Source organism: Paenibacillus sp. 22594, from assembly GCF_052044425.1.
GTDB lineage: Bacteria > Bacillota > Bacilli > Paenibacillales > Paenibacillaceae > Paenibacillus_AQ.
Genome location: NZ_JBQENA010000005.1, coordinates 313,252 through 330,254 on the forward strand (window position 1 = coordinate 313,252; position 17,003 = coordinate 330,254).

At 51.7% G+C, this 17,003-nt stretch carries 13 protein-coding genes; 1 reads left to right on the plus strand and 12 read right to left on the minus strand.

Annotation, left to right across the window (positions count from 1 at the left end; translation table 11 throughout):
• Positions 1-16: 16 nt before the first annotated feature.
• From ACTJKB_RS18710 to ACTJKB_RS18735, 6 genes are all read right to left on the minus strand, one after another.
• Positions 17-556, minus strand: coding sequence for a GNAT family N-acetyltransferase (locus ACTJKB_RS18710; protein WP_440835912.1), 540 nt, complete (start codon positions 554-556; stop codon positions 17-19).
• A gap of 32 nt (positions 557-588) precedes the next feature.
• Positions 589-1,272, minus strand: a complete 684-nt coding sequence (locus ACTJKB_RS18715; RefSeq protein ID WP_440835913.1) for a hypothetical protein — start codon at positions 1,270-1,272, stop codon at positions 589-591.
• A gap of 73 nt (positions 1,273-1,345) precedes the next feature.
• Complete coding sequence (locus ACTJKB_RS18720; protein ID WP_440835914.1) at positions 1,346-2,074, minus strand: class I SAM-dependent methyltransferase; 729 nt, start codon at positions 2,072-2,074, stop codon at positions 1,346-1,348.
• A gap of 44 nt (positions 2,075-2,118) precedes the next feature.
• Positions 2,119-2,658: a DMP19 family protein gene (locus tag ACTJKB_RS18725; protein ID WP_440835915.1), complete on the minus strand. Its 540-nt coding sequence runs from the start codon at positions 2,656-2,658 to the stop codon at positions 2,119-2,121.
• A gap of 147 nt (positions 2,659-2,805) precedes the next feature.
• Positions 2,806-3,432 (minus strand): hypothetical protein, encoded by a 627-nt coding sequence (locus tag ACTJKB_RS18730; protein ID WP_440835916.1) that lies wholly within the window; start codon positions 3,430-3,432, stop codon positions 2,806-2,808.
• Between the two features lie 415 nt (positions 3,433-3,847).
• Entirely contained in the window at positions 3,848-5,152 is a 1,305-nt protein-coding gene (locus tag ACTJKB_RS18735) for a Gfo/Idh/MocA family protein (protein ID WP_440835917.1), read from the minus strand.
• A gap of 148 nt (positions 5,153-5,300) precedes the next feature.
• Here ACTJKB_RS18735 and ACTJKB_RS18740 point away from each other — a divergent pair, with 148 nt between their 5' ends.
• Positions 5,301-6,164, plus strand: a complete 864-nt coding sequence (locus ACTJKB_RS18740) for an AraC family transcriptional regulator (protein WP_440835918.1) — start codon at positions 5,301-5,303, stop codon at positions 6,162-6,164.
• Between the two features lie 16 nt (positions 6,165-6,180).
• Here the strand turns inward: ACTJKB_RS18740 and ACTJKB_RS18745 are convergent, their stop codons facing one another.
• The 6 genes from ACTJKB_RS18745 to ACTJKB_RS18770 are packed head-to-tail and all read right to left on the minus strand — an operon-like array spanning position 6,181 to position 16,890.
• Positions 6,181-9,912 carry a beta-galactosidase gene (locus ACTJKB_RS18745; RefSeq protein WP_440835919.1) on the minus strand — a complete coding sequence of 1,244 codons (3,732 nt, stop codon included), beginning with the start codon at positions 9,910-9,912 and terminating at the stop codon, positions 6,181-6,183.
• A gap of 19 nt (positions 9,913-9,931) precedes the next feature.
• On the minus strand, positions 9,932-11,290 hold the full coding sequence (locus ACTJKB_RS18750; RefSeq protein WP_440835920.1) for an FAD-dependent oxidoreductase: 1,359 nt from the start codon (positions 11,288-11,290) through the stop codon (positions 9,932-9,934).
• Positions 11,291-11,340: 50 nt separating this feature from the next.
• The gene (locus ACTJKB_RS18755) at positions 11,341-13,398 is read right to left on the minus strand and encodes a hypothetical protein (RefSeq protein ID WP_440835921.1); all 2,058 of its coding nucleotides are present in this window, start codon (positions 13,396-13,398) and stop codon (positions 11,341-11,343) included.
• A 46-nt stretch (positions 13,399-13,444) separates the two neighbouring features.
• On the minus strand, positions 13,445-14,299 hold the full coding sequence (locus ACTJKB_RS18760) for a carbohydrate ABC transporter permease (RefSeq protein ID WP_440835922.1): 855 nt from the start codon (positions 14,297-14,299) through the stop codon (positions 13,445-13,447).
• On the minus strand, positions 14,293-15,264 hold the full coding sequence (locus ACTJKB_RS18765; RefSeq protein ID WP_440835923.1) for an ABC transporter permease: 972 nt from the start codon (positions 15,262-15,264) through the stop codon (positions 14,293-14,295). Before ACTJKB_RS18765 ends, ACTJKB_RS18760 begins: the two co-directional genes overlap by 7 nt.
• A 24-nt stretch (positions 15,265-15,288) precedes the next feature.
• Positions 15,289-16,890 carry an extracellular solute-binding protein gene (locus ACTJKB_RS18770; protein ID WP_440835924.1) on the minus strand — a complete coding sequence of 534 codons (1,602 nt, stop codon included), beginning with the start codon at positions 16,888-16,890 and terminating at the stop codon, positions 15,289-15,291.
• Positions 16,891-17,003 lie beyond the last annotated feature (113 nt).

Genomic DNA, 17,003 nt, shown 5'->3' on the forward strand with positions numbered 1-17,003 from the left:
TTCGCTGCCAAGCTTATCATTTCTGCTGCTCATATTCAGGCTTCAAAATCGAATACAGATAAGAGTCATGCCATTTCCCTTTATGCCACAAGTGTTCACGCAAATGTCCCTCGTAGGCCATGCCAAGCTTCTGCATAACTTTGGCTGAACCCATATTCTCCGGACGGCAGGTAGCGTATACACGGTGAAGATCGAGCTCCCGAAACCCGAAATCAAGTACAGCGGCAGCCGCCTCAGAGGTATATCCCTGTCTCCAAAACAGCGGGTTGAAGCAATAGCCTATTTCCCCTTGTCTCGGTTCGCTAACGTGAATGCCGCAGCCGCCGATCAGCTGACGGGTCTGTTTGAGAACGACGCCAAATTCAAAGTCACGCCGGGGGCTGTGACGCTGCATTTCCATGGTCAGATTGATGTAGCTTCTGGTCTCCTCCTCCGAGTTAGGTCCCCATATCATATATTTCGCCACCAGAGGATCTGAGGCATAGGCATGCACCTCTTCCATATCTTCAAGGACAAATTCACGAATGATTAACCGTTCTGTTTCCAATAGAGTCACGGGGTTCCCTTCCTTCAGTGGTCGATTTTAACTTATTGGATATTTAAGCTTTTGATTATTTTCTCATATTCGTTAAAGTCACTTTCTTTGAATCTGCTTCCGTCCACAAAAAAATGTATAGTCAAAAAATCTGAACCCTTATGAAGAATAGCCAGTCTCCCTACATTTTCTTTGTCTTTATAGTTGATAACCTTGGCTTCCACATTGCTGATTGTAGTATCCACTTCATTGGTAACCTTGAGGTCGCTGTATTCATTTTTTATTAGACTTTTAGAATAGTCCTCCATGGAGGTTCCGTTCTGAACAGCCAGATCCATATCGATCCCCATATAATAATTGCTTACAACTATCCGGGAAGATGTCAGATACGAATAATTCCAGTTCCCGTTGACAATGACCTGATAAAAGTTCGGGGAGTCCGAATTGCTAATATTTATGTATCGAGGTCCGCCTATAGTTACTTTATTATTAGCACTATCATATTTCAGAGCAGAGTCCAGTCCAAAATAATCAGTCATGCTTTTAACCGACAAATAAAGTGAGCCATCATACTTCAAAGCTTTTACGGAGTCCGCTTGCTGACCGTTCAATTCCACCTTCATCGAAGGATAAAAGAGCGCCTTTACCTCCTTGTACTGCGTAGCAGCAAATACTCCAACGGCATTTCCTGTTAAAAAAATACATGTAATAACCGCAATTCCAAGCTTCTTTTTCATTTTTTCACACCCCTCACTTTTATTGTGGAGAATTGTATACGTTTTGAGTTTGCAAGTAATCTGGCCTATGCAGTTATCCCTTCAATTGTTTTCTCCATAGGCTTGTCCACAGAAAAGGAACGCCGAACACTGCGTCATTCTCCGCACATTCCTTCATCAACCGGATCTCCACCAGCTCAAAATATCCACCTAAGAGTTCGCTTAATTTCTCTTGGCTGTACGCTTGTCCGCCATGCATGCTTCGGTCCCGGTACACATCCCAGTCGCTTAATTCCATAGCTCCTCCCATGTCCGTAAACCCGGGAGCAAAACAAGTTAATCCAAAATATCCCCCGTCCTTCAGCGCATGATGGATCATCTCAATATATCCAATTCGCCGATGGGGCCACAGATGATGAAGACAGCCTGCATCATAGACCAGATCATATTCAGACTCGGGAGACAGCTCAAAGACCGATCCGCAGGTAAAATTCACCCGAATATTTTTTTCAGCTGCACGTTCCTTCGCCCAGGCAATGGCTTCTTCCGAAAGATCTATCGCATCCACATCAAAACCATGAAGCACCCCATAAATCGCATTCCGTCCAGGTCCACAGCCCAGCTCCAGCATCCGCCCGCCCTGCAATATCCCCGATTCCACATAAGAGACCAAATTTTCATCCGGCTTATCTACAAAAAAGGGAACCCCCTTAGTTCTGTCACCATAGAATTTGTTCCAAAACGGGGCGGGCTCCCTCATCAGCGAATCCAGCATGTGGAGTACATCTACATTGGTTTTAATCGTTTCGGGCATTTTGTGCATCTCCTAGATTAGATTATTTCCTTACCCACAGCTAGACCGCATCACTAGCTATACTTCTTCAGTTCTTCATCAAGTCGATGTCTGTTCGCAGAAAGATAGCCAACCAGGTTATCAAAAATATTGCGGTCAGGTGTATTCAAATACAGTGCCTCGGACAGCCTGAGTATTCCATCTAATACTTCCGCATTCAGGATGTACCGGTCTTGAAAGCTGCTGATTTCATGAAGGCTGGGAGTGTTTTTCCGCTGAACCGGAGTGGCTTCAAGCTGCTGGTAGATCTGCTCTAAAATCTCTGCATCTTCGGCCGCGCCAATATGTTGTAAAGCTTGAATGGTCTCCAGCAAATATTGGCCGGATGAATTCTCCAGAAAGCCCAAGATGCCATTCATGGTGAGTTCCGTATCCAGATCGATCAGCAGCATAATCTCCCGCAGGAATCCCGGTGATTTCAGCACATCCTCCCGGGCAGCCGCATACTCAGGCTCATAGATGTTGCTGCATACCGAATCGACGATCTCTTCCGCTGAGAGGGTTGTAGATTCTTTAGGAAACCATTTATTAAGATTCGTTTTCGGGTTACTCATCGTCGTTCTGTTCCTCCTGTCAACTTAAGAAATGCGTATTGTTGATTTTGTTATAATAAAACAATTCCAGAGCCTTTCTTCTCCATGCGCTCATAGACCTTCCATTTTATTTCGACCATAGACGCAACATCAGAATCATAATAACTACTAGCCAATGCTAGGTAAAACCATATCCGGAAAATGCCCATTCCAATATTCTTTCATTGTTCCAAGCACTCCGTTTTTTGTAGCCTCTGATAATCCGTAACCCGTAAAATCCATCTGACTCCAATAGGGATAGCTCGTGAATATATGCTGCCAATGTTCTCTGATCTCACTGTAAAAATCCATAGCATTGTACTCAAGAATATTTCTCCATTTAATCAGCTGCTGGGCTGCGCTTTGGTTCTCAAAAACAGGTATCTCCGGGATCAGACCCACATAATCGGTACCGTAGTAGGCATCAACCACTCGGATTGGACCGACAATATGATGATTGAAGTCGTCCATTTCCTCAGCAGGTATCCACAGCTCTAGGTGATGTCTGGCTCCTACCACTTGTTCTTCATACTGATCGATATAAGGACTGGCTACATCAAATTCAGTCACAAACCCGGCATAGCCGGAAAATGGGTCCTTGGTGTTCCATTCTCTCGCGATTTGATCAGCATACGGCTTATTTAGAACAGGATAAAAAATGGGTTGTTCCGGTAATCTGGAAGGAAAGCCGCCGAGGTGCAGATCGAGTATTAGCTTCATTTCCGTAAGGCCGACAGGCCGGTATAGGGTTTTCATATGGGCTCCTCCGTTATCAGGCTATTGCAAACCTAATGCCTCTTTCACCAATCCATTCGGGGCAACCGTTTAGTTTCACCAAAAGACTCTGATTTTTTTTTTGATTAAGCGCTATAATATTCATTTCATGAGGAGGACAATAATTCTGTCTTCAGCTTGTTTGGATGATTTATTAAGACCACAGTACTTAACGTTATCCACACTACAATTCAGTATATCAGTCCCGCTAAAAACTGGAAACCGGAAGAGACCAGACAAGTAGAAAAACGGCTTCGCCGTCCTTTTAAGGACGGTAGCCGTTCAGCGAGAAATATAAGGCATAATTTATTGCGTACAACATATGAATTCTGGATTTATTAAAAGCCTCCAGATCTGCGCACCTGGAGGCTCTATTGTGTCTATTTCTTCTATTAAATTAAATTGAGATCAGATCCTTGATCCGGACCGGAAGCCCGGTGCGGATAGCTTGGTTGGCAGCGATGCCGGTCATGATGGAGCGGGCTCCATCCCGGTGGTCAGCTGCCCGGTGGTAGATGTCCTCGTCCGGGGTTCCGAACAAATCATTCAGTAGCACCGGATCTCCCCCGCCGTGACCTCCTGTTCCTTCGTCCACTTGGACCTCATAAGGCGCATCAAACATGGGATGGACCACAATATGCTTGCCCTCCACGGCACCTTCCAGTGACCGGTCACCTCCGGCATTGACATAGGATTTCTCTACTATACTCATTTCGATTCTTCCTTTGGAGCCGTTAAAAGCGATCCGGTAGCCTTCCCAAGGCATATAGGCATTCAGCGAATAGGTGAGAATGGCCTTGTTACTGTACCGGACCATTACCCCCATGGTGTCCTCGATGCTGATGCCGTCGCCGAATACACTTTGATCCCGCTGGTAGCCGTCATCCGCCTCCGCATCCAGATACATCTCTTTCAGCACGGGATTCTGATCCAGATGCAGGGCGAAAGGATCTTTCGAGGCTGCCGGATTGCCGGTGCCACGCTGGTAGAATGAAGTTACGCCGCGCCGTTCGGCGTTCTCCCGGCCGTAGAATCTCAGATCACCAAAGGCAAATACCGTCTCCGGCTCCGCACCGATCCAGAAGTTGACCAGATCGAAATGATGAGTCGATTTGTGGACAAGCAGGCCTCCGCTGTTACGCTTATCCCGGTGCCAGCGGCGGAAATAATCCGCACCATGCTGTGTATTCAACAGCCATTCAAAATGGATCGAATGCACATCCCCGATCACCCCGGAAGAGATCAGCTCGCGGGCCTTCGTGTGATGCGGAGCATAACGGTAATTGAAGGTAACCCGCACCTTATGTCCTGTTCGCTCCACAGCATCGTAAATCTCTTTGCATTTCTCCACATCCACGGTCATGGGCTTCTCCGTAATGACATCACAGCCCAGCTCAAGCGCGCGGATAATATACCGGTGATGGGTCCGGTCCACACTGGTAACAATGACGATATCCGGCTTCTCGGTTTCAATCATCTCATCAAATTGTTCGGTTAGGTAAGTGCGCACCTGCGGATATTCATAGGTTCCCGAGAGAACCTTATTGGCATAATCCATACGCGTCTGATTCACATCACAAAAAGCGGTGAGTTCTGCGGAATCCCTATATTCCTTGGCAATGGCTTCATAGAAGAATTGAGCCCTGCCCCCAATGCCTACCTGTACATAACGTTTCTTATCCAATTCTCTTGCGCCTCCCATAGTTAATCCTATTTTGTTGGCTTTCAGCCATAGAATAACACAATAATTATATGGTTTCTCTGCAATTATCACTCCATTTCTCCAATACCACGCTTATTTCGCTATAATAGCTGTATATGCTATTTCCTATATGAAGGAGAGTTGATCTATGGACATCGGGCAGGTGCCGGATCAAATTAGATTTGGCCTTACAGCTTCCCGGAATGGACTTCAGATTGAGTTCGACAGGAACGATTTTCACACCATGCCGGAAACCCATTTTCACCGTGAATATGAACTGTATTATCTTTTTTCCGGTGAGCGGAACTACTTCATTCATGACCGTAGCTTCACCGTACAGCCCGGAGATATAGTACTGATCGGCTCGGATATAGTGCATAGAACCTCCGACGCCGGCATTCCCGGCTACGAAAGAATGCTGCTGTATTATGATCCTGCCTTCTTCGACGGATTCTCTGCAGACCATAAGCAGCTGCTGCTGTCTGTATTCTCCCATGAGTATCCTATTCTGAGACTGAAGCTGCAGCAGCGCCTCCCGCTGGAGGCGCTGCTGCTGAAACTGCTCGGGGAGCTTACTGAAGAACCCCCGGGCTATGAAATCCACGCGGTCAATGCGGCGACAGAGCTGCTGCTGTTCACGGCCAGAGAATTGCTCAGACAGGAGCCGTCTGTTCACTACGAGCCTACACCGGTACAGCAGAAGATCACCGCTATAGTCCGCCATATTCATGCCAGCTATGCTGATCCTCTGGAGCTGGACGACTTATCTTCCCGCTTCTACATCAGCAAGAGTCATCTAAGCCGCATGTTCAAGGAAGTTACCGGCTTCGGATTCAGCGAATACGTCAATCTCACAAGAGTCAGACAAGCACAGCGCTTATTGAAGGAAACCGGAATATCGGTCACCGCCGTTTCCGAGCAGTGCGGCTTCGGGAACTTCTCCCATTTCGGTAAAATCTTCAAGCAGCTGAGCGGAGTATCCCCACGCGAGTACCGCATGTTCAACAGGTAGAGTCCGGCAGCTTTTCTCAATCCCCGCAACCGGGAAAGTCGAGGCTGAACAGATAAGGAGTCAGCGGCTGCAGCTCAATCGTCTGGCCAGCCGCGCTCTCTCCGGTGATCAGATCCGGGAAGCCCACAGCTCTGGCTCCATTCCTTTCGATGGACACCGTTACCGCATTCGGACCATAATTGACCACATTCACCAGCGTCCGTCCTTCATATTCCACGCTTCTCCACTCCACACCATATACAGGCTCACCATCCACCGGGTCCAGGAGCATTAACTGCTGCGGGTTGATATTCTGCTGGATCGGTAATAAGAAGTCCCTGATCTGACTTGCAGTCCAGTCTGCCGCCGCTATCTTGTCGGCATGTGCGAATACATAACTTCTGTCCGCGGCAGAGAGCGGTGTGCCATGAGGCGCAAGCTCCAGAGCATGGGAGCCGATTAGCAGCACCCGACCGCCCTGCTCCATGAACAGCCTGATCCCGCCCAGCGTTGCCGGATTAACCCGTGACGCATTAGGTACGATCAGCAGCTTATAGCTGTCCAGTCCTCCGGCTTCCACCTGCTGCTCCGAGACATACCCTGCCTTATATCCGCTGTAGGACAGAGCCTCATAAGAACGAAGCGACACCGCCGAGTAATCTCCGGAGAAAACTCCCGAGGCGGTTGAATAGAGAATGGCCGCCTGCGGCTGCTCATTCTGAAAGGCGGTCACCTGTCCGGCCAGACGGTTCAGGTCCAGGTTGGTGCGCCCGGCCTGCACCACCGCGTCCGGGCGGTGCAGAATGCTGCCTTCAGCACTGGCGGCTTCATTGTAGGTACGCTCCCAGATCCAGATTGCGGAGCCGCCCCTGCCGTGGATGGCGCTCTGCCACAATACGGAGCGGACATGCTTCGCCTGTTCCGGCGTGTACATTTTGTCCCCGTCGGCAATTAGGTGATGCTCCGAATTGAAGATCGGCGCCTGCTTAAAGGAGGCCTGGAGATCATAGAAACTGAGTTCTTCCATAAAGCCCTTCGGGCCTTCATTAATATAGTTCCAATTGTCATTGCCGTTGATCTGGCTGAATTGCGAGAACCGCTCGATATCTACACCCCAGGACAAGCTGCCTCTGGGGTCGCCCATGATCTTAGCCTGCACAGGCAAATCCGGAGCCAGCTCATGAATAATACCCGCCATCCACTCATGCCAGCTGGCGAAATAGTCCTGGTTGAACAGTACATAATCATAAGAGAGCGGAGAAGCGGTTACATTGTCAGGCATCGTCACCTCCGCGAAGGAGGCATAGGCGGTGCCGTAAACGCTGTTGAGCTGCGCAATGCTGCCGCCATAGTCTTCCTCCAGATATTCTCTCCATGCCGGCAAGGCATACGGATCTTTATTGGCCTGATAAACGGATTCGTTGCTGAGCGTAAGACTCTGCAGGGAACCATAATCTTTGATGACGGGAATCAAAGCCCGTAAATAATCCTCAATGATATCTTTGGCCATAGGCCGGAACAGAGAGAACTTAATAAAACCATTGTTTGCCACCTTCAGCTCCGGCCATTTCGCAAGCGCCCAGTCCGGGAAATAATGCGGGGAGATCAGCAGATTGACAGCCACATCGTAATCCTCTGCCCTCTGGAGCACCGGCTTCAAGTCGGATTCAATTTTCCGTGTCGAGACTACATACTCCTTCTCTGCGGAATAACCCCCAAGATCCTCAAAGCCGGGATTCTGTACCAGATTGACTGTACTCCCCGACTTGACGACACTGAGGTCGTCAAGCCAAACGGTGCCCGTGTTCTCGGACAGAATAACCAAAGGGTAGGATACCTCGCCTGCCGCAGTGGTATATTCGAAGCTCACCTCACGCCAGTCATAGGTTCCGGCAGGGAAGGATTTTCGCTGCTTCCAGCCGGTTCCGCCGGGAAACCAGACATTATTGGCATTGTCGCCTTTCACCCATACTTTAAATTCATAAGTCGTCTCCGGCTCTACCTGCAACGTCTGGCTGACATTGATGAAGACATTGGACTGGCGCGGCGATGCATTGGATATCTTCAGTGAATTGTTCCCCGAGTGGCCGATCCCTTCCACAATGGCAGCTGTGGCGGAGACCCCGCCGGAGCGGTTGACTGTATAGCGGTTCACGAAATCCTTGTTATCCAGAATGACATCCCTTGGCCCCAGCTCCATCTGAATCACGTTGGTTCCGAGATCCTGAAGCTTCGGGATATCCCTCTTCACCTGGCTAAAGTGTCCATAACCCGTGAAGAAGATCGGCCGTTCCTCCGTGAAGCCTGTACTTCGCACCTTCGTACCGCCGAGGAAGGAATAGCCTGATATTTCCGGGCGTCCGGATACATAACGCGGAGCGGATTGTGGTGTAAGACTGCCGTCCAGGTATCCCTCTAGTTGCGTTTGCGCTTCATTGAACAGCGTCTCCAGTCCTGCGGCCACATATTGTGCTCTGCCCAGTCTGCCCTGCCGGATGTCTTCCTTCCCATATCCGACGAAATCTTTGATGACGGTATAATTAATCCGTTCATAATCAGTCGACAGCCCCTGCGCCTCACATTGTAGCAATAGCTGCTCCAGACCGGGGAGCTCTGCATTCACAGCGTCCAGCATGGCTTCGATCTGAACAGGAGCGATGACGGCTGTAACCTTCAGCTCCTGCCGCTTGCCGGCAGGAGCTCCTTGCTCGGTCAGTGTGAATTCAAGCTGATGCTCCCCAGGCTCCGCCGTGCTGAACGGTAGAGTCCATTCGGCAACGGAACCGCCGGGAAGCGTGAAATCTTCTTCCACGCCGGACAGTCCGGAGGACAGATGAAAGCTGCGGACCTCCGAGGTCCAGTTCACCGCGTATACCGAAAAGGACACGGTAGAATTCACATTGATCTCTTTGGGTCCTTCCACCCAGAAGCTCCAGGGATCAGCAGAAGGCACCAGGTGCAGTACCGCGTGATCAGCCGGACTTTTGGCCTTGCCGATGCCGGGTGTCCATTCGATCCACCCTCTCCGACCCGCCCCGTCATTGTCATTGAAGAGCAAAGTGAACGGAAGCTCACCATTCCCGGGCATGGCCGCAGAGATTGTTGTCCACGGCATTCGCACCTCGTAGAAGATGTCCTGCCCTGACTGGGTTGCGGCGGCTGTAATGCCCTCTGCACCCTGAGCCGCCCCGCCTTCGCTGAATTGCCAGACATGGGCTTGACCGTCCATATAATTGATTCCATATTCTGGCCCGTAAGTACCTCCGGGGCTAAAGGCAAACTGGATGCTGTCCCCTCTCCACATCGTGCTGTCAGAAACAGGCGTATGCGCATTGTCCGTCACCTTCGCCGCCCAGTAGAAATTGTCCTCGTCATATGTCAGATAGACACTGGCGGATACATCCGCCGGTCCTCCCCAGCCGCTGATCAGCACCTGCGCGTCAGCGACGGGTAAGCGGACCTCACCATAACCGGCCCATTCGTCCATATTGCCGTCTATTGTAATGTTATCCCCGGCTTCCAGCGCCAGGGCATGGTTATGGCTGCCAAAGCTACGGCGGAACTCTTCCCAGTCTGTAATCACTGGAGCGAGCTCCCCATAGACAGAGAACGCTGCAGTTGCAGGCAGTGCCCTCAGAGTAGGCGCAGCCCCCTTTATTGCAACCGCTTTCAATTGTTCTCCGTAAACAGCAAGGGGAAAGCCCCCTGCTGCTATGGAGACGATAAGCAAGAAACATAAGGCCAGAAGCACCAGTTTATCATTTCTCATCTTATTTCTCCTTTCAATATTATAATGAATTGTTTCTCTGAGCAGGTCCGGCGGGAAGCGGAATCCGCTCCACGACGCCTTCCGTAAATTGACCTCTCAATTGGAGCACATAACGAATATGCGAAGGTTCGATCTCTCTTACATCATTTCTGTGCTGCAGGACACCAAGTGCGGCTGCTACACCCGCTGCTTCACCGATTGCACTGACCGAAGCCATAATCCGATAGGAGCTATGCGCCTCATGCGTACCACTGATGCAGCGGGAGCTGAGCAACAGGTTGGAGCAGCCTCGCGGGATTAATGACCGGTAAGGGATATGATAATAACCGTTCCCGGGGATGCTTCCCAGCCTCGTTGCTCTGCCGTCCGGGCTGTGAATATCAAGAGAATAAGCACATGCGGCAATCATGTCCGGAAAATGCCTTGCACCCAGACAATCCTCCTCCGTCAGCATATATTCTCCAGAAATACGTCTGCCTTCCCTCACTCCAAGCTTCGGCGCGATATAGTCCAGCCTCGCCTTTCTGAACGCCGGATGGCCGGTAATCGCCTCGAACAGCTCATTCGCCTGCCTGGCCCCCTCCTCCATACCGCGTGCCAAGGATTCAGGCCGGGTAGGGTCCACTCCCATCACGGAGGTGGAATTGAACAGCAACGCCTCCCCGTCCGGATAAGGGAAGCAGGTGATGCTCTGCCTCGGATTGCGGGTCCCGCCGCGGGCTTGCAGTTCTTCATAATAGGGAAGCAGCTCACGCCGCAAGGAATGAATGGCCGACCATTCAAGGATATTCGGATTCTCAAGCTTAGAGGTATCCAAACCACTGACCCGGAAGGTGGCTGTAGCAGACTGCATCTTTCCGTCGCCCTTCCGGCCCAGTTCGTATTCCATTCCCGCCATTGCGGACAGGTTGCCGTCCGCCGTGGCATCCAGAAACATCCGGGCGGCTACCTCCGTAGCTTGGCTGCCCTGCAGATGGAGGTGCTGAATCACTCCCTCCTGCACAGCCGCCTGTGTAACCTTGCATCCGGTCCACACCGTCAGAGCAGGCTCGGCCGCCAGTAGCTTCCTGTAAGTTGCTTTGAGCACCAGTTCATCATAAGTGGGGACACGCTGCTCGCTATAGTGGGTATAGGCGGCCGGGAATAGTTCCCTATGAATGCCGCTGGTGATTGGACGTCCATTGGAATCCCGGAAATTGCAGATCAGCGAGACACTGGAAAAAACTCCGGTTCCGCCCACCTCATCTGCCTCTTCAATCAGCAGAACGCTCGGGGACATCCTGGCAGCGGCCAGCGCAGCCGTAATGCCTCCGATGCCGGCACCCACCACGATAATATCGAAATTCTGCCGCAAGCAGGTCACTTTATTCAACTCCATTCATTTAATGAGGTACCCTATTTACAGAAATAATCGCCATTTCAATGGTGTTACCCTTTGCCTGCAGGAACAATCTCCACGCGGCCCGGAACACCGCTGTAGATTGCTTCTTCATCACGAGTGATTTCACACCAGCCCGGACTGAGCCGAACATCAATGACATGCCCCCGGAAAAAGAAGCCGGAGAGCCGGACATGGCCTTCTGCGGGCGGCTGTGGATGAATCCACAGGCTGCCATCCAGCTGCGGGTCCAGACCGGCCATGCCGAATAGCAGTGCTTCCGCGCCTGCCAAACCGGCCACCACATTGGCCCGTTTGTGTGCTGGAACGGCCGGCCGGTCGCAGCAATGCTCCTGCGGATAATAGGGCAGATGCCGACCCATCCAGAAGTGGCGCTGCAGCACATCCCAGGCCAGCTCACCCTGTCCGGATTCCCATAGAGTCAGAGCTAACATTGGCCCATCCCCTGTGTAAGCACCACTGCCCGACCAATCCGGATCATTCTGTTCATAGTGCAGTTCATCCTCGGAAGAAATGCTGCTCACGCCGTAATTACCCAGGAAAGCGCCATCTCTGACCTGTGCGAACATGCCACGCTTCATCTCGCCGCTGCAGGCGCCGAATCGCAGGGCATCGAAATATTGAATTGAATAGATCAGCTCTTCATGGCCCCCAGGGTATAAAGCCTTGAACCAGGCCTTATCCTCATCCCACAGATGGCTGCGGATGGACTGCCGGATGCGCTCAGCCTTGTCCCGCCAATGCTCCACAGGCTCATCGCAGAGTCCCAAATGCTGGGCAAGATCCGCCAAGCGGTCATAGCTCCAGGCCCGCTCGGCATTCGGACTGGCGACGATATGCTCATAGCCCGCACCGCGCATCTCCAGCAGGTTAGGCTGGAGGCCGTAATCCAGCAGCTCATTCCACTGCGGCAGGCGGTTGTCGTCATATAAGGCCAGCTCGCGCATTGCAGGAAACAGCTCCGTTCCCCCGCCATGAAGTACAATGATCGACCAGGCGAAGTTCAGAAAGGACCACAGGCTGTAGGAGTAAGGCACATTGGCCCCCCTGCCGCTTGGAGCAAAGCGCGAGTGCCGGTCGATGCCGCTCTTCACCATCAATTCCGCCAGTTCCGCCGCCTTGTCCTTGCCCAGCATCATGGCCATCGTGCGCGCCCCATAACCCCCGATATCCCATGGATAGCAGCAGATTCCGGCACCCTCAAGCCCCGAGACAACCGGGAAGGGACGGATCGCAAAATCCGGATTATCCCACAGGCAGACCAGACCGCTGATCAGGGAGCGGCGGTAATACTCTTCCAGGCCCGGAATATCCGATTGCAGAACCGGCAGCTCCCGGCAGGCTTCCGCAAGCCGCTGCTCCCAGGCGGCCGTTGTCCGCTGCGCCATCTCTCCCAAGCTCCGCCCTTCATTCCCTTCGAACTCCTGTCCGGCAGGAGTAAGCACTGCTGCCAGACAGAATACGGCCTCTTCCCCTTCCTCTAGCACCTGTTCCCGGCTTCCCTCACAGATCAGGGTGACACGCACTTGTTCATTCTCCCAAATTCCCTCGCCGATGTTCACAGCAGCACCAGTCCCGGTCAGCGGAGCCCCGTAATCCCATTCATCGAAGGGAACATACGCCGGACTCCCCGGCTGAAGCACCGGCTGAAAGGCCACAGGAAGGGGTCTTTGGCTGCGGTTCCGTACACGCTCGGTGAGAATAAATCCATGTGCATCCGCAAGCGGCGTCAATTCACTGCTCACGGCAAGGGAAATCAGCTGTCCGCCGATCAAATGATGATATGTGCCCTGCCGCCCAATCTGATCGGGCCGCCATACCCCCTGGGCATACAGCACGCCGCAATCCCCTTTGCCCAGATTTCCGTCATCTGCAACAGGATGCCCATCCGCTGTTACGAGAAGTTTAACTTCCATATCCTTGGCTGCAAAAGGCGGTGAATAGCACCCGCGCACCCCGCTGACAGTACGCTCCAGCGGAGCAGCCGTGCTGTAGCCGCTGCACACCCAGGTATGCCCGGCGGGGGCAAGGCTTTTACGTAAATCAAAAGCAAATTGGCCCAGTGTATAGTTTATTGATGGTTTCATACTTCACCTCTGTCACCTCAGATTCTGTGTCACTTTAAAGCTCCATTCAACCCTTCACCGATCCAAGCAAAACGCCTTTAATGAAATGCTTTTGCAAAAACGGATACACGCAGAGAATTGGCAGTACCGTAATCATAATCGCCGCCGCCTTCAGACCCTCCGGCTGAATATAGTGAGCAGAGTCCCCGCCTGCGAGCAGAGAATCAATCGGTGTCTGAAGCATCTGGTACAGCTTGACCGTCACGGGCAGGAGCTGGGACTTACTGATGAAATATAAAGCGTTGGAGTACGTATTCCACAGCGAAACCGCATAAAAGAGTGAAATGGCAGCCAGAATCGGCTTGGACAAGGGCAGCGTCAGTCTGAAAAAAATCGTCAGGTCCGTCGCGCCGTCAATCGTCGCGGATTCCTCCAATTCCATCGGCAGGCCTTCAAAAAATGATTTCATCACAAACAGATTGTAGGCGCTCACCAGGCCCGGCAGCCAGATCGCCCAAAACGTATTGATCAAATGCAGCTGCTTGACCAGCAGGAACAACGGAATCAGGCCGGTGCCGAACAGCATGCTGAACATCACCATGAACGTAAATATCTGCCGTCCCTTTAAACGCCGCTTCGACAGCGTGTATGCCGCCAAAGTGGTTGCGATCATCTGGAGTACGGTGCCAACCCCTGTAATGATTACGGTATTTTTGATGGCGACCAGAAGTTGCCCGTCGATGAACAGTTGCTTATAGGCCTGGACATTTATTTCCACTGGCCAGAGTACCACCTCACCCGAAATAATCGCCCGGCTGCTGCTCAGCGACATGGACAGAATGTTCAGAAGCGGAAACACGGTTACAAAGGCGCATAGTGCCAGGAACACATACAGTGGCGTACTTTTCAGTCGATTTACCATAATCCGCCTTCACCCAGCTTTTTCACAATTTTGTTGACAGTCAGCACCAGAATCAGCCCGATTAGGGCCTGAAACAATCCAACCGCCGTCGCCAGACTATACTGGGCATTCTGCAGTCCTGTCCGGTACACAAAGGTGCTGATGACATCCGACACACTGAACACGGCGGCGTTCTGCAGATTGAAAATATGCTCGAAGCCCACATCCATCATCTTGCCCATCTGCAGGACCAGGAGCACGCCGATCGTGCCGCGGATGCCCGGCAGGGTGATATGCCAGATCTGGCGCATCTTGGTGGCTCCGTCGATTTTGGCCGCTTCATATAATCCGGGATCAATGGAGGAGATGGCGGCCATATAAATAATCGTGCCCCAGCCTGCGCTCTGCCAGATCGTCGACATAATGAACACAACGGGCCACCAAAAGGTGCTTGTCATGAAATATACAGGGTCCACGCCCATTGCCTGCAATGCTGCATTCACTACACCGGTAGAGGGCGACAGCAAGGAGACAATAATTCCGGCAAGCACTACCCATGAGATGAAAAAGGGCAGGTACAGCAGGTTCTGCACCGTCCGCTTGAACCAGTTCACCCGCAGCTCATTCAGCAGCAAGGCGAGCAGGATCGGTGCAGGAAAAGCAAAAACAAGATTGTACAGATTAAGCAGCAGCGTATTGCGCAGGACTTGCCAGAAGTCGGCACTCTGGAACAACGCACGGAAATGCTTCAGTCCTACCCAGGGACTGCCCCAAACCCCGTCCAGCAGGCGAAAATCCTTAAAGGCAATGAGCTCGCCGTACAGCGTGACGAATTTGAACAGGAAGAAATACGACATCGCGGGAATCAGGAACAGATACAGATACCGGTCTCGGTGCAGATAATATAACAGGCCCCGTCCCGGCTTTTGGATGCCTTTAGGGCGTATGGTTGCCGGACCGGAAGGATGCTGCAATGTTTTTTGCATAGGGATCTTTCTCACTCCTTGCTTTTATTTCAGCTTATCTTTGTTTGCGTCGTACCAAGCCTGAACCTTAGCGGTAACACTGTCTCCGTCAAGACTGTTCCAGGCCTTGCGCAACTCCTCGACCGCTTCATCCGGTGTCTGGTTTCCCATCGCCATACGGGTATTGATTTCCTTCCATTTGGTTTCAAACTGGCCGGCTATAGAAGAGTATTCTGCAACAGGCGGGATATATGGAATATCCTTACGGAAGGTATACGTCTCGGAGAATTTGATGATTGCATTCTTGAGCTTAGCCATATCCAGATCATCCTGATTGTCTCCAGCCCGGGTGAGCAAATAATCGGGTGTATACTGCTCCTGCTGGACCACTCTGTACTCTGAGGCATAGCCGACTTCAGTTTTCCACTTGTCATAGTCCGTTGTAACCGGAATGCTATTCTCCATCTGATAATGAACCCCTTCGGTTCCATAGGTCAGCGGCTCCCAGCCCGTATCCAGCATCCAGTCGATGAATTCCATCGCCGCCTTGGGATTCTTCATGTTCTTGTTGAAGGCGGTCAATAGATGATTAGGAACCTCAACCTCATAGCCGTTCGTTCCATACTTCGTGGCCAGAGGCGGAACTGCGGCCAGCTTGGCATCCGGATTATTCTTCCGCAGATCATTAATGGTATTGTCCATATTCAGATTACTGAAATAAATACCGGAACGTCCCGTGGTCCACAGCTGCTTCTGCCGCGAAAACTCCTTGTCCGTAGCAAACTCCTTATCGACCAGGTTTTCTTTGTATGCAAGCTGGCGGAAAGCAAGCGCGTCTTTATAGCGTTCTGTGAAAAAGCTCTGGACGAGCTTCCCGTCCTCCACAAACCACGCTGCGCTGCGCGCCATAAACCAGTCGTCCGTGATCGCCGTATACGCCGTTGACATCGCCATAGGAATCGTATCCTTCTGTCCATTGCCGTCGGGATCGTTGTCCCGGAAAGCTTTGGCTACCTCAATCAGCTCATCTACCGATTTCGGCATGGCCAGCCCCAGTTTGTCGAGCCAGTCCTGCCGGATGAAGAGGGCTGTATTGGCACGGGTAGGCCGCAAGCTGGCGATAGCATACGTTTTGCCGTCCTCCAGCGTCAGATACGGCTTCAGCTCGGGATGCTCCTCCAGGTATTTCTTATAGCTGGTGCTATACTTCTCGATGTACTCATCCAAAGGCTGAATAGCCCCTTCACCCGCCCAGCGGACGATAAAGTCACGGTTAAAGGTCGTCATCATATCTGGAGCCTGATCCGATGCAATCAGCACATTGAATTTATCCGCTTCCTGATTGCGCGGGATCGGTACCCAATTGACCTTGACCCCGGAATTCTCATTGATATACCTCGTCCACCGGTTATCCTCATAAGAGCCTTCACTGGTAGCAACCTGCCCTCTGTCATAAATGGAGGCGGAGATTTCTTTGGGCAGTGAAGCATATTTGTCCTCGTCTGCCGGCTGTGAGGCTGCGGCTGAGGTTGGCTCTGCCGCATTGCCTGTGTTCTTGTTATTATTGTTGCTGCATGCGGTTAAGGATACTGTTCCAAGAAGCAGCAACGATAGAAGTGCGGGTGTGATTTTGTTTTGTCTGTACATTCCTTTGACCTCCAATGGATTTGTGATAGCAAACTTGTGATGTCTTGATAAGGAGACAACCGGGCGCCGGTCTGCAACTCAACTATAGGTTCCCGCCATGGAAACTGAACAGT

Coding starts and splice junctions, on each gene's coding strand:
- ACTJKB_RS18755 (WP_440835921.1), bottom strand. CDS start 13,398: ATGAAACCATCAATAAACTATACACTGGGCCAATTTGCTTTTGATTTA.
- ACTJKB_RS18760 (WP_440835922.1), bottom strand. CDS start 14,299: ATGGTAAATCGACTGAAAAGTACGCCACTGTATGTGTTCCTGGCACTA.
- ACTJKB_RS18740 (WP_440835918.1), top strand. CDS start 5,301: ATGGACATCGGGCAGGTGCCGGATCAAATTAGATTTGGCCTTACAGCT.
- ACTJKB_RS18750 (WP_440835920.1), bottom strand. CDS start 11,290: ATGGAGTTGAATAAAGTGACCTGCTTGCGGCAGAATTTCGATATTATC.
- ACTJKB_RS18730 (WP_440835916.1), bottom strand. CDS start 3,432: ATGAAAACCCTATACCGGCCTGTCGGCCTTACGGAAATGAAGCTAATA.
- ACTJKB_RS18735 (WP_440835917.1), bottom strand. CDS start 5,152: ATGGGAGGCGCAAGAGAATTGGATAAGAAACGTTATGTACAGGTAGGC.
- ACTJKB_RS18770 (WP_440835924.1), bottom strand. CDS start 16,890: ATGTACAGACAAAACAAAATCACACCCGCACTTCTATCGTTGCTGCTT.
- ACTJKB_RS18725 (WP_440835915.1), bottom strand. CDS start 2,658: ATGAGTAACCCGAAAACGAATCTTAATAAATGGTTTCCTAAAGAATCT.
- ACTJKB_RS18745 (WP_440835919.1), bottom strand. CDS start 9,912: ATGAGAAATGATAAACTGGTGCTTCTGGCCTTATGTTTCTTGCTTATC.
- ACTJKB_RS18715 (WP_440835913.1), bottom strand. CDS start 1,272: ATGAAAAAGAAGCTTGGAATTGCGGTTATTACATGTATTTTTTTAACA.
- ACTJKB_RS18765 (WP_440835923.1), bottom strand. CDS start 15,264: ATGCAAAAAACATTGCAGCATCCTTCCGGTCCGGCAACCATACGCCCT.
- ACTJKB_RS18720 (WP_440835914.1), bottom strand. CDS start 2,074: ATGCACAAAATGCCCGAAACGATTAAAACCAATGTAGATGTACTCCAC.